Genomic DNA, 13,797 nt, shown 5'->3' on the forward strand with positions numbered 1-13,797 from the left:
TTAATTTATATTATAAGCTTATCAAATACTATACTATCCCTTCTTTTAACTCTTTAATAAAACTTTTTGCAAATTCTTGTTGCTTATAATATATCTCCTGCGCTTCTGGTAAATAGCAAATTCCTTTATCTAATATATTTTTTTCTATATATTCAATGGTTTCCTCCAATGTTTGTCCTCTAACAGAGCCTGTTATCAAAGACTTTACAATAAGATAAGTCTTTCCTCCTTCAATCATATGTGCATCATGAAGAATTTTCCCCTCCAATGTTTCAGCTGGTTCATCCTTTTGAGATTCCCATGCAGCAGTAATAATTTTATCTATCATACTATTAGAAAGTTCCTTATCCTTTAACCATCGAACTATTTTTTCTTCATTATTATAGATTAAACCATGAAAATAAGCCGCATACTTGATGATATCTGTATCAACTTCATAGCTTCCTAAATTCAATAACTTCTCAACGTATATTAATACTCTGCGAATATGAGATAAGTCATGCATTGTATCTTTATTTTCATAGTATGGTTTAACAAAGTCTAAAAGACTATTCACAACAACAATCCTCAATTATCTGATAATGCTCGTCAGTGTCATCTATCACATAATTAAGTCCTTCTAATTGAAATTCCTTAATGATTTTCTTTATTATATTCTCATTGTTTAAGCTGCTGTTTAAATATATATAATAAATATCCTTTTTATAGTTATAGGTAACTCTACCTCTAGGACAACAAAAATACTCCTGCTCCTTTAGAACCTTCCGCTTCTTGGCTAGCTTATCCCAAAACTTCGAATGATCACCGAAGGTCTTGAAATCTCCAAACCTCTGAGCCTGGAAGCTTGGAACTGAATCGCTGATTATTTCTCCTGATAAATAGAAAAAAGGACCTACCTTTCCTTTATACCCCATAGTTATGCCTCCCTAAATATTTATACCTGTCTTTCTTTACCCGTATTTATTGCAGACTCGCTAATAATGTAGCAAAGCCTCACCCTATTAAACCATTTTTCTGAACCATTGACTTCCTTTGAATATCCATTTAATTCTTCTCGATACTCTAAACCTTCAACTGCTCTATAGCTCACTTTCTTCTTTCCTATTCTGTGTACTATCATAGCCCATTCAGCATCAGTCATTTTATCCTTTGAGTTCTCTGATATTAATTGAGCACTTTGTCTTGAAAATCCACAGGAACCAGCAGTCACATCAACCTCTTCTCCTAGCTCCAAAGAAAAAATTTTATTGGTGATTTTTTCAGTTTCCACCCATTCTACAGGATGAGTACTAAAGGCTCTTTCAGTTCTACCCAAAATTATATAATCATGTCCAGATGTTTCATTAACTGTACTTTTAAGCTCATCTCTATATCTATCAGCCCAGGTGAGCAATCTATCTAAATCACAATAATGAAAGTAATCATTACCCCCTGTTAAACCAAACTTCAATACTTCCCTTCTAGCATGAGCAGCACCTTTTTTAGGAATAACTTTTACTTTGAAGGCATTTGCCACTAATTCCTCTCTTAAAGCTTTGCTAGTTTCCTGACTCACTGTTACATACATATCCTTGTATATTTCCTTCAATAAAGGTCCAATCCTATTCACAAATGATACCTTATTTAGAGTAGGATCATGTATTACACAAATTAATGCTACATTGTTCATTCTGATTATCCTCACTCTATTTTCTCATTTCCAATACAAATAATATACCGTAATATTTATAAAAACTATTACTTTGTGACAGCTCCATTTAAAGCACCTTTTTCTTTCAATAGAGCAAAATTTATAGTACAAATGATAAAGACCACTACAAGTACTATACATATTCCTGTCCAAATAGTCATAAAACTCATCCTCCTGAACTATTTAACGGACCTCACATAAATCTGGCAGGGATTCCACTTGTCCCAAAGGGTTGGGAAGCATTTAAATTCCTTAAATCCAAGGCTCTTATAGAAGGCTATAGTTCTATCATATTCTTCATAGCAGCCTTCTTTTACTGTCTTAACCTGCATATATAAATAACCCTGTTCTTTAGCATAATTATGGCAGCATTGAAATAAGCTCTTACCTATTTTATTTCTATGAAACTCTTTTAAAACTCCCATAACATAGAGCTCAAGAGTATAGGGACTTGTCTCTTTCAAGGCTATAAATCCCCTAATCTCTTCCTCTTCAATATCAGCCCAAAAAGGCATATCTTTGCTACAACTTATATATTCTTCAGTGCTTTCTGGAATACCAAACCAGTCTGGCAAATCAGCTAATACCTTCCTTGATATTTGTTCTTTCTGTTCCTTATCATTAATCATACATATCATAACAATCCTCCACTTAAATCCTTAAGTAATCTCCAGCATATCAATTCATAATAGCCATTATGTAGCTGAATATCTTTATTTTCAAGCAGTTAATTACCCTATAAAATCCTTCTTTATATACTTTGCTTTCAATATTAAAGGGTATATTTATAGTATAAAGGAGTAATAGCTAATTTGTAAGTTATTTCCACAAAAAAAAGATACTACAAAAGCTCCTCTTCTGTAGTATCTTAGTATTCTAAATATCTCTGCCTTACTATTACAACGTCTTGGATTTTATAAGTATTAATTTATGAGTATAGTCCATGACTTCCACCCCATCTTCTATGGCTACCCTTATTGCTTTGATATGTTTTCTGAAATAACCTATTCTATAAATATCCTTGAAAATAATCCTTAATCACGCTCATTATATAGCTTCTCAAGCTCAGGATAGCTCTTTAAGAACTTTTCATTGGCTATCTCTAGCTGTCTATAATAATCATTATAAGCAGGGCTTAATCTTTTCATTGCAGGTATAAATATATCATTATATCCATTGGTACTGTTGAAGTCCTTTAAAAGCTTCTCTATTTTATATGCTGGAGAATCCTTATATTCCTGAGACTGCTTGTACTTATGATACGCCTCTATTATTTCTTTATTTTCTTTCAAAAAGTCCTCGGTATTTTCAATGGATTTTTTTGTTTCCTTCATAATGTCATGAATATTTTCACTGGTAAAATCCTTTGTACTTTCTGTAAAGTATTCCTGTAGATCTGGTGGGAACTCCAGTGCTGGTATGCCGTCAAGAAACTCTATAATCTCTTTATAGGCAGCCTTTTGTTCCTCTGTAGAAATAGGCTCTTGTAGAAACCTTGCAAAATGAAGAGAAAGAAAGTGTCCATAATATCCTGGAAATAAATCAAGAAGCCTATCTATAACTGCATTCCCTTCTTCAAGGCTCCTTAGCCTATCTTCCATTTCTCTGTAGCTTTTCCCTCTGCTCAGTTCCTCTAGCATCGACCTCTTTAGCTCTTCTCTTTGAACCTTTAATTCCTTTTTAAGAGTGAATTTTTTCAGTGCACTTCCAGATAAATCTCTTTGTACCTCTTTAATTTCTTCAATACTAAGCCCTAGCCTTCTATAGACAGAGATTTTCTTTAAAGCTTCTATATCCTTATCTTCAAATTCCCTATATCCATTACAGAGAATTTTAGGAGCAATAAGCTCCTGTTCAATATAATACTCTATAGCCTTTTTTGTAAGACCTGAACTTTTAGCAGCTTCTTTTATTAACATCTACTATCACCTCTTAATTAATCATAAGCTATCCCCTAAGGTGATAGTCAATACTTAAAAATTATACACAATAAATAAATACATAAATAAATGCAATATATAGTTTACATTTTTCCATTTATTTCATACAATATATATAAGGAGGGATCTCTTTGAAGAATAAAAAAATGAAAATGGCTCGTATTGAATTAGACATGAATCAAGAGGAATTAGCTAAGGCTGTAGGAGTTACAAGACAAACTATAGGATTAATTGAGGCAGGCAATTATAATCCATCTCTAAACTTATGTATCCTTATATGTAAGGTATTAGGTAAGACCTTAAATGACTTATTTTGGGAGGAATAATAATGAATAATTTAAAAAATGATGATGAAAGAACCCTATTGCTTAGGAGAAAAGTTCAAAGCGATGGCTTTCAATTAATAATAATTTATCTCTTATTATCAGCGTTAATTCAAAAATTCTTTTTCAAGGCTTCCTTCAACCAGATAGCCGTAGAGCTAATAGGATTTTTAGCTGCTGCGTTGTATATGATAATCAGAAGTATCTCCTTGGGGATTAATTTGAATTCCGAAGGCTCTAAAAGCAATAAAAATGTTATTAAGGGGGCCATCCTATCAGGATTAGGCTGTTGCATCTTTCTATTCATCTTTGCTGGTAAAAGGGATTTACTGACTTTAGGGTTAATATCTATATTTACTTCTATTTCATATTTAGCAACAAGCTTTCTCTTAGATTATTTAAATAAAAGAAAGCAATCTAAAATCGAAGAAGAATTAAACAAAAATGAGAATGATTTTGAGTGAATAACCTTAACTTCCCGCTATAACTAAATAACCATAAAAAAATCGCATGTTCATCCCTGACCAATGCGATTTTCGAATTTACTATTAACTTTGTCTTAGATTAACATTTGATTATTATTCTTAAATCCATACCAATTTCAAACATTCTCCTCCAGGGCATTGAAACTTTTTCTATTATCACAGGATATAATGAAGACATTTTAAGCTTATTATATTCATTTATAAGCTTCTCTTTTATAGCCTCTTCTACTAGCATCTGTTTTCCAGCAAAGGCGTAATAGCTAATGCCTTCCTTTGGTAGAAATTCTTCTGTTATTCTTCCTCTCACCCTTGCCTGATAGAAGCTATCCTCTACTATTCTATAAATAAGGTTTTCTACAAGCTTATATTTATTAATCTCTTCAATATTGATAATTGGGGTACACAAAGCTGAGGTTGAAAGTACCGTTCCCAAGGTATTACAGTTAGTATTCCAACCAGCATAAGCCGATAGCTTATCTATTAAATCTAATCTATCTAAGTAGTCTATAAGCTCTAGGTCTCCTCCATTGGCAAAGGCAGAATCACAAAGAGCTACTCTATGGCCTCCTTCTATATAGCTTTTTATTCTCATAACAAAATCAAATAAGTTTCTATGAGAGCTATAGGTTAAATCTACTCCTTTATCCTGATTGGGAGACTCCTCCATAACCTTTCCGGGAGAATTTATGGCAAGGGCCACCTCTGCCTCATCTATGGTATCTACTATTTCGCCTCCCATAGCTCTTACATGATACTTAAGACTTTCTGCCATAGGTCTGTCCTCATATAGAGGAACTATCTGTGGTCCTAAGGTAGAAGAAAAGAAAGGATAAACCTTCAGAGTTCTATTGTGATAATCATTGAAGGCTCTTGCCATGAGAGTGCTTCCTACCTCATCGGCACCAGGGTATATATTAACCTGCATTTCCAATTTCTTTTCTTTTACATAGCTTATAACTCTCTTTTGAGAGATGGCTGTATATCCAAATTCTGAAGAATCATCTTGAGGTATTACAAGAAAATCAATTATCCCCTTCTCCACAAGCTCTACAACCTTGAGATTTATTTCTTCATTGAAGAGCCTTCTCTCCTCATAATCCTGTAGGATCTCCAGAGGTATATTAATTGAATTAATCTCCTCCTCTTCTCCCGGAGTTATACCTGTCCTGTCTCTCTTATCTAAAAGATACTTTCTTCTAAAAAGGCGGAAGCCATATTCCTCATAATAATCAGGCTCCTCCTCAGATGAGTTATACTGAGGAGCTCTCATGATGCAGCTAAAGGCATATATTTTTATTTTTCTATTTAAGCTCTTAAGCTTCTCAATTTTATTAAGTGATTCTTCTGCCTCCTCAATAGTTAATTTATGAAGACGTGAGGGAATCAAGCCTCCATAGACTAACATGTCTAGAGATAAGATTGCAGCATCTGCCTCTACAATTTTTTCATTAACAAAGTCCCATAGCTTATTCACCACAGCTGGCTTTCTTTTGTCTCCTAAAAGTTTCTTAGAAGGAGCAATCAGTTCCACGTCATTTCTAATAGAAGCTATCTTTTGTGGAAAATTTAAATTACATGGTCTTTCGTCTAAGGGTATATATAGTAGCTTTAATAGCTTTTTTTCTTTCATTTAAGCACTCCCCTTTAATCCAGTTTTACTTTTGTTCTTTACATAGCTTGTCTCTTAAAGTAGATTGTAAAGGTTTTTTATAATATTTTCAATTACTTCTATAATATAGAACCTTCTCAAAAATAGATATGATAACATTAAAGGATGCCTATGAAGTAGATAAATTTATTTTTCTCGGAGAAAAGGCACGGTTCCACAACCATGCCTTTTCCTATATTTCACTATTATATTATCTCTACCAATGCCATTTTTAATGTCTTCACATATTTTAAGCTCTCAGCTATTCCTTCATCTCTTAAAATTTTCATGTAATGTGATCCAATAATAACACCATCGGCCCCATTATTACATACATTCTTTACATCCTTAGGAGTTTTAATTCCAAAGCCTACATAGACCGGTAGTCTTGTATACCTTTTTATAAGAGGAATGGTATCCATATATCCTGTGGGAACCTTATCAAAGGAGCCTGTTTTTCCAACTCCACTCATCACATAAGCAAATAGCTTGTTTTCTCTGGTAAGAGCTTCAACTTCATAAGAAGTCATCAATTCATTATATAGCTGAACAGGATCAGGGAACTCTTCTTTAGTTATGACCTTGTCTACACATAATAGACCATGGCAGAGACTCCTACCACTCTTAAGAAGCTGGAAGTTTTCTACACCTTCATAATAAGACATTAACACTACCTTGAAGGAAAAATTACTTCTTATATATAGTAAAGCCTTCTTCAATTTCTCCACAGTTAAACCGTTAGCTAGCACCTTATTATGAGATTCTCTTACTATCTCTCCATCTAAATGAGGATTGGAGACAGGGATTCCAAGCTCTACTATATCTACTCCTGCCTCATCTAGCCCTTTGAGTATTTTGAAAAATTCAAGCTCGTTAGGATATAATAAAGTAAGGTAAATAATTAGTTTTTTCATATTATATACCTAAAAGCTTTAATAAATAACCTAAGATCGGACCATAGAAAGCATAATCTGTTTCACTAAGTATTCTCATTATAGGTGCAAAGGAATCTACCATAGGTAATAATAATGCTTGTCCAAATATTAATATGAGTCCATTTAAGAAGGAACCTATAAAGGCACCCCTTGCTCCACCAGTAGAGTTACCAAAGATAGCAGTAACAGCTCCTGTAAAGAAGGTAGGTATCAATGCTGGAAATACTGCTATAGGATAATCTAAGGCTCCTAATATTCCCATACCTATAAAGCCTGCACCCAAGCTTACTAAGAATCCAAATATTACAGAAGTAGGATAGTTAGGGAATAATAACGGAACATCAAGTCCTGGAACAGCATTAGGTATGAGCTTATCTGCTATACCGTGGAAGGCAGGAACGATTTCAGATAACAGCATTCTTACTCCTGTTACTATAACTGTAATCCATAATCCAAATTCCAATCCATTAAGTAATGAAAAAGTAACTATATCCTTACCATTGCTCACCTCTGCAGCAACCCAGGAAGGCCCTGCGATAAGTGATATTATTAAAAACATTAATGTCATAACTATAGTTAAAGCAATGGTCATTTCTCTTAAGAAATTCAAGCTTTTTGGTATCTTTATTTTTTCTAGGTCATTGTCTTTATTTCCTACTAGGCCACCTATTTTAGCGGCTAGGAATATACCTATAGAACTGGAATGACCTAAAGTAAAGCCTTCTCCTCCTTTAATATTTTTCATCAGAGGGGCTATATATGCACAAGTAAAGGTTAAATAAACACCGAGGATTATTGAGCCAACTATTACTATTGATATAAAGGATAAATCAGTGCCAAACTTAAGAAGTGCTGCTATTAATCCTGCGTAAAAGAATGAAACATGTGCAGATAAATGGACATACTTAAACCTTGTAACCCTAGCTATAAGTATATTAATGAAGAATCCCAAAGCAAATATTAATGCCATTTCTGTACCTATTTCAGAAACACTTTGAGCTTGAGCTTCCCCTATCCCCTGTACCTGAAGCTTTAAGTTAAAAACCTTTATAAGCATGGGCTGAAGCGGTAGGAGAGCTACTCCTAAGGTCTGCCCTGCAGTATTTACCATTAAGAAGCCTATCATTGTTTTTATAGCGCTGGGTATTACCTTAGAAAGTGGTTGTTTCTGAGCTACTAGGCCTATAACTACCACAGCTCCAATAATAAACACAGCTTGGCTCAGGACATTGTTAATTATGTACATGAAAATATTCATTTAATTACCCCCTAAAAATGTATAATAACAAAGAACTATTTTACTCTATAGACTTCAATAGCTGTTCCTTTAAATATGCCTTATCCATCATATTATCTATTCGGATTATCTTAGCACTAGAGCTTCTAAGTATATCGGCAAAATCAGAGGTAGTAATAACTATATCATAGCTATCAGCATTTACTGATCCTATATCTGAAGCCTCCACCTCAGCATCAATACCCTCCGCCTTTAATATCTGCTGAGTAAAAACTCTAAGCATCATACTGCTTCCAACTCCAGCCCCACATACTGTAACAATTTTAACCATTTTCTCTTTCCTCCTTTATTATTTCCATTATTTCCTCAGATGAGGTGGCCTTTAATATTCTAGCGATAGACGCTTCGTCTCCTAATATACCCATAAGCTCAGATAAAGCTAGCAAATGAGTTTGATGATCTACAGCACATAAGCCAATAACAAGGCTTACTGGATCATTGCTTTTATGTCCAAACTTCACAGGCTTCTTCAAGGTCATAAGACTTATTCCTATATCCTTAGCTCCCAGCTCTGGTCTAGCATGGGGCATTGCGATTCCTGGTGCTATTACAATATAGGTACCATTATCTTTTAGGTTGTCCAGCATAGCCTGTATATATCTTTCCTCAATAAGTCCATTTTTATAAAGAAGCTGTCCACTTTTGATTATTGCTTCTTCTCTTGTTTCAACCTCTTCCATTACACTGATTAAATCTTCATTCAGCACTTCTATTAGCATAGGTTCTATTCTCCTTTCAGGCTTCTCCACCCTCTGTGCTTCTACCTCCTGAGGCTGCAGGTATCTTATAAGCTCTTCTTTAAGCTTAATCTCGTTATTTATTGTTCCGTTTTTCTTAAATATGTTTATCAAGGTATGTATGTTAAACTGAGCTACTATATTATCTAAAACAATGTTTAGCCTGTTAATATCCTCCACTGATAATATTGGATTTACTTTAATTATGTTTACTCCATGGTGCTGTAAGTCTATGGTAGTAATAATCAAATCAATTATTTCCTCATTGATTACCTTTATTATATTTCTAGAAGAATAAGCTCCTACAACATTAATTTGAAATCTGCTCTTTAGCTGTGCCAGGAGTATCTGAGAAGTGCTTATGCCAGAACTACATACTACTGCAACCCTGGGCACCTTTCTTCTCCGCTTCCTTCTTCTTTCTATAGCTGCTGCAAAATGCATTGTTAAAAAGGATATTTCCGAGGAGGTAAACAGCACCGAAAAGCTTTTCTCAATGATGCTTATATTTCTTACTACACTTTTATGTAGCTTAGAAAATTGTTCTATAATCTGATTCTCAATTGGGTTTTCTAAAACCATATTATTATTAAGCCTGTATAAGGTAGACCTTAAGTGCTGAAGCATCCCTAAAAATAATTCTCTATCAAGACTTATGTCAATCCCCTGTTCTATTTCAACTGCAATAATAAAATTTCTTAAAACTATCTGCAGCTGTATCCAGTTTTCAAAAATATTGTTTACTTTATCATAAGATTGAATACTGCTTCCTGTTATCTGCTGGGATAAATATATAAGCTCCTCATAAGGAAGTTCAATAGAAAATGTATCAATAAAATATTCCTTTAGTCCTTGTAAAATTTTAAACTCTCTTGTTTCTACTATAGCTTCTGCTTCCTCACTCCTGTTCACATAGGAGCCAATCCTAATTCTCTTTATTGCAATGCTGAAGGAAAGCATAATTGATAAGTAGGATATATCAGAAAAATTTGTATTCAAATTCTTTTCCAGTACTGAAACAAACTCTTCTAGAGCCATCGCTTCTTCATTAGCCAGTATTCTAGATAAAAACATATTGGAGCTCCCTAGCTTCAGCTCTGTTTCAGAAATTAATTTAAACAACGCTCTTCTAATATTTTCCTCTTGCCCCTCAAGGGTAATGCCTTTATAGGGATAGGTTTTTATCTTAACACCATAGCTGCTAACCCACTCTTTTGCAATATTTATATCATTGATTACTGTATTTCTTGAAACCTGTAGCATATTAGCAAAATCTTCAACAAGGAAATATCCATGAGACTCTGTAAGCTTAATAATTATTTGATTTCTTCTTTCCTCTGGAGATAAATAGGCGTAGCTTTTGCTAAAAAGTATGTCCATAAGAGTTTTCTTTTCTTCCAGTTCTAGCTTGTATCTAATCCCTTTACCCTTTACTCTTTCTAAAGGTCTCATATTTATATCCTCTAGAAAGCTATCTATGGAATTCAAGCTATTATATATAGTTCTTGTACTTAAAGAATATAGACTCGAAAGCTCTTTTATAGTAAAAAACTTCTCTTTTCTGATTAATAAAGAAAGTAATTCTCTCATACTATCATTCATACATATCCTCCTTGTTATTAATTATATAATTTAAATTTTTTGTCATCAAAACCATAATATTTCACATAGTTATGAAGATTTGTGATATCTAGTATTAAAATTAATTTATATATATGTATAGAAAGCACAGAATGACTATTTAAATATATTATCTTATTCATATATTTTACCACTTTACTTTACTAAATTATCGATTTATACCCTTTAAAATTTAATATAATGTCTTAAAATGCTGTATGTTTAAACATAGATATTTATAATTATATAAAAAGCTCATACCCTATTATCAGTTGCTCAAACTGATAACAAAATATGAGCTTATAATATTTATTAAAATTTTAAAATTAAATTTATTCATCAGGTAAAATACTCTTAAACAACTATATATCCTATTACCTCAAACCCCTTACCCCAGCTTCCAGTATTTCCATCTGCAGCAGTATCTGCTCATCGGTAATAGTCTTTTCCTTGCCATTTATAATAGCTTCATACAAATCATCATATACCCTTCCATAATCGCCATCCACGGACTTCACCTTTTCTTCATAGATTACCCCTTCCTCATCGATGTAGGTTAGCACACCATAATGCTTTAAGGTATCCACTCCAAAATCCTTATTATCAGGCATATAAAAGAGCTTTAAATGCTCTTCTTGACGATCCTTTGTTTCCTTCACAAAGGCTCCCTTTTTTCCGTATACAATGAAGCTTGGCCTTTCCTTGAGTCTAAAATAGCTGGACTTTACAGATATCTTCAGCTTTCCATAATATAAATCTAAATCAAAGTAATCATTCATTCGTCCTGAGCCTAAGAGCTGTCTTACATCATAATGGATGTGATCTGGTTTTCCGAAATAACTTATCACCTGATCTAGGGTATGGCAACCATGTCCATATAAAAATGAGTTGTCTCTGTCAAAACTAGTCGAAGCTTCCGGTAATTCTGGACGATAATAATCAAAATGCATTTCCAGCTCTAGGAGTTCGCCCAGCTTACCTTCCTCAATGACCTTTTGAACTGTTAAAAAGTCACTGTCAAAGCGTCTGTTTTGATAGGACTGAAGGACTAGCCCTTTATCCTTGGCTATTTCGAATAATTCCTTTGCTTCCTTTGAGGTTCTCACAAAGGGCTTTTCCACTAAACAATGCTTATTGTGGTCTAACACCAACTTCGCATAATCATAATGACTATCTAACCTTGTGCAGACTACAATCAGCTGAATTTCATCATCCTTTAAAAGCTCCTCTAAATCAGAGGTATAGTTCACACCTTCAATCCTCTCCCAGCTTTCATGGTTAGGATTTCTTTGATAAATTGTTTTTACCCTTATATTTTCCCTTTGAAGTACAAAGGGCAAATGATATCTATTAGTACTTTTTCCGTTTCCAATATATCCAATGGTAAGCATAGAAGCCTCCTTACTAATTTTCCCCCTGTAAAACTCCCTTAATCATATTCACAGCCTCATTGACAGAAGCTTCATTAGGTACCATCACATATGCCTTGAGCCTTGGCATGGAGAAGGTGTAATTGGAAGAACCTGTACCATCAACACTGGTGGAGGATATCTCCCAGCCCCTCATGTCAGAAAGCTGCATTTTTACTAGGTCAGAAATTTCATCATTGCTTATATTTGTCTGAATACTGCTGCTTATATCGCTCAGCAGTGCTGTATAATTGCTTAATAATGCTGGCGAGGTCATTTTATTTATAACTGCTTGAATTACAGCCATCTGATTTTTTCCCCTCTGTCTATCCCCTGCTCCGAAGGAATATCTTTCTCTGGCAAAGGCAAGGGCTGCTTGTCCATTCAGATGATTATTGCCCTTTGCAAAGGAATATCCTCCTGCATTAAAGCTATAATCAGAAGAAACATCTACACCTCCCAGGGTATCTATTATCGTAACAAAGCTGGTAAAGTTAAGCCTTACATAATAATCTACATCTACTCCATAAAGCATTTCTAAGGTATCCATAGAGACATTAATTCCATAGTTACCAGCATGGGTAAGCTTATCCCTAACTCCACCAGAAATAGATAGAGGCACATAGTAATCTCTTGGTGTGTTCACAAGAAGTATCTTCCTTGTGGTTGGATTAATAGCCATAAGAATATTTACATCACTACGGCTCTTAGTAGATACAGGACCAGTGGTATCTATACCACTGAGGTATACCACAAAGCCATCAGAGCTCACATCCTTATCCACAGGAGCTTGATTTTCCACTTCTGTTTCAAAGGTATTTATATATATAGATTTTATTTTTTCTTTAATATTTTCATAGCCCTCAATACCTTCAAACATGCCGACATAACCTTCATTGAGGATAATGGCATCTATGCTTCCCTTGAGCAGCTCATCAATTAAATCAGTGGGAGCCTCATAGCTCTTGGTAGAAATATTTGTATCTAATTTTTTGTTTATCTTATCAATGGTTTCATCGGTATGCTTCCTATCTAAAACTTCTAATATTCCAAAATCATAGGACACCGCATCCTCGATAGCTTCTGCAGAATCATCAGCTCGTACATACACATTTATATTGTTGATTTCTGTATTCACCGAGGTAATCTTATCAAGCATTGCAGAGGTTCTAAAGATGTAATAGCCACCAACTATCAGCACTAAGGAAATAATTACAGAAAGTCCATAGCTGATAGCCCTTCCCTTTTTCCAGCTTAAGAGCAGATAATTTATAAGAATAAGTATTACTAAAATTCCAATTATAGCTCCTAAATAAATACCTGGAAGCATGTCTAGGTATAATAGCATGGACCCAAAAATCACACTAATAACTATCTGCAGTATTAAGAAGAGAATATTATATTTACTTTTTTTGTTTTTCTTTGTTCTCGAGGACATAAGTATCCACCTTTCGGTCATTTTCACTTTATTTTACGTTTAATTACAACATAAAGTTATCTATTATTTTAAAATTATCAAACATATTAATTATACCACTAAGAAATTTATAGTGATAGATAAACATATCCATTATTTAGGATTCTCAGTAGCAAGGCATACTTACAAATTTTTACTATATAATTATAACCGAAAATGAGAAAATAATAAATATACAAGCAAAACAACCCTCCTACAGATCTATCCTTGTAGGAGGGTATTAATATAGGTATTAT

General features: G+C 33.8%; 14 protein-coding genes. 2 read left to right on the forward strand and 12 right to left on the reverse strand.

Annotated elements, in window-relative coordinates; translation table 11 throughout:
• Window positions 1–28 precede the first annotated feature (28 nt).
• The 5 genes from ACPWSR_RS03445 to ACPWSR_RS03465 all read right to left on the reverse strand — a co-directional run bounded on the left by ACPWSR_RS03445 (window position 29) and on the right by ACPWSR_RS03465 (window position 3,609).
• Window positions 29–556: a hypothetical protein gene (locus ACPWSR_RS03445; protein ID WP_426350306.1), complete on the reverse strand. Its 528-nt coding sequence runs from the start codon at window positions 554–556 to the stop codon at window positions 29–31.
• Entirely contained in the window at window positions 549–914 is a 366-nt protein-coding gene (locus ACPWSR_RS03450; RefSeq protein ID WP_426350307.1) for a hypothetical protein, read from the reverse strand. Before ACPWSR_RS03450 ends, ACPWSR_RS03445 begins: the two co-directional genes overlap by 8 nt.
• A 20-nt stretch (window positions 915–934) precedes the next feature.
• Window positions 935–1,669: a hypothetical protein gene (locus ACPWSR_RS03455; protein WP_426350308.1), complete on the reverse strand. Its 735-nt coding sequence runs from the start codon at window positions 1,667–1,669 to the stop codon at window positions 935–937.
• 200 nt (window positions 1,670–1,869) lie between these two features.
• A complete protein-coding gene (locus ACPWSR_RS03460; protein WP_426350309.1) occupies window positions 1,870–2,328 on the reverse strand; it encodes a GNAT family N-acetyltransferase in 459 nt (152 codons plus the stop codon).
• A 396-nt stretch (window positions 2,329–2,724) separates the two neighbouring features.
• Complete coding sequence (locus tag ACPWSR_RS03465; RefSeq protein WP_426350310.1) at window positions 2,725–3,609, reverse strand: MerR family transcriptional regulator; 885 nt, start codon at window positions 3,607–3,609, stop codon at window positions 2,725–2,727.
• Window positions 3,610–3,776: 167 nt separating this feature from the next.
• Between ACPWSR_RS03465 and ACPWSR_RS03470 the strand changes: the two genes are divergently transcribed.
• Both ACPWSR_RS03470 and ACPWSR_RS03475 read left to right on the forward strand, forming a co-directional pair.
• Window positions 3,777–3,956, forward strand: a complete 180-nt coding sequence (locus ACPWSR_RS03470) for a helix-turn-helix transcriptional regulator (protein WP_426351348.1) — start codon at window positions 3,777–3,779, stop codon at window positions 3,954–3,956.
• A 2-nt stretch (window positions 3,957–3,958) separates the two neighbouring features.
• Complete coding sequence (locus ACPWSR_RS03475) at window positions 3,959–4,417, forward strand: DUF6773 family protein (protein ID WP_426350311.1); 459 nt, start codon at window positions 3,959–3,961, stop codon at window positions 4,415–4,417.
• A 100-nt stretch (window positions 4,418–4,517) separates the two neighbouring features.
• Here the strand turns inward: ACPWSR_RS03475 and ACPWSR_RS03480 are convergent, their stop codons facing one another.
• From ACPWSR_RS03480 to ACPWSR_RS03510, 7 genes are all read right to left on the reverse strand, one after another.
• Window positions 4,518–6,068 carry a DUF4127 family protein gene (locus tag ACPWSR_RS03480; RefSeq protein WP_426350312.1) on the reverse strand — a complete coding sequence of 517 codons (1,551 nt, stop codon included), beginning with the start codon at window positions 6,066–6,068 and terminating at the stop codon, window positions 4,518–4,520.
• Between the two features lie 224 nt (window positions 6,069–6,292).
• A complete protein-coding gene (locus ACPWSR_RS03485) occupies window positions 6,293–7,000 on the reverse strand; it encodes a tryptophan synthase subunit alpha (RefSeq protein ID WP_426350313.1) in 708 nt (235 codons plus the stop codon).
• Window position 7,001: 1 nt separating this feature from the next.
• On the reverse strand, window positions 7,002–8,279 hold the full coding sequence (locus ACPWSR_RS03490) for a PTS ascorbate transporter subunit IIC (protein WP_426350314.1): 1,278 nt from the start codon (window positions 8,277–8,279) through the stop codon (window positions 7,002–7,004).
• A 40-nt stretch (window positions 8,280–8,319) separates the two neighbouring features.
• Window positions 8,320–8,589, reverse strand: a complete 270-nt coding sequence (locus tag ACPWSR_RS03495; RefSeq protein WP_426350315.1) for a PTS sugar transporter subunit IIB — start codon at window positions 8,587–8,589, stop codon at window positions 8,320–8,322.
• On the reverse strand, window positions 8,582–10,657 hold the full coding sequence (locus ACPWSR_RS03500) for a BglG family transcription antiterminator (RefSeq protein WP_426350316.1): 2,076 nt from the start codon (window positions 10,655–10,657) through the stop codon (window positions 8,582–8,584). Before ACPWSR_RS03500 ends, ACPWSR_RS03495 begins: the two co-directional genes overlap by 8 nt.
• 392 nt (window positions 10,658–11,049) lie before the next feature.
• Window positions 11,050–12,066, reverse strand: a complete 1,017-nt coding sequence (locus ACPWSR_RS03505; protein WP_426350317.1) for an oxidoreductase — start codon at window positions 12,064–12,066, stop codon at window positions 11,050–11,052.
• Window positions 12,067–12,079: 13 nt separating this feature from the next.
• Window positions 12,080–13,522, reverse strand: coding sequence for an LCP family protein (locus ACPWSR_RS03510; RefSeq protein ID WP_426350318.1), 1,443 nt, complete (start codon window positions 13,520–13,522; stop codon window positions 12,080–12,082).
• Window positions 13,523–13,797 lie beyond the last annotated feature (275 nt).

The sequence above is a fragment of the Alloiococcus sp. CFN-8 genome (assembly GCF_049943125.1).
Classification (GTDB): Bacteria; Bacillota; Clostridia; order Clostridiales; family Clostridiaceae; genus JAEXZL01.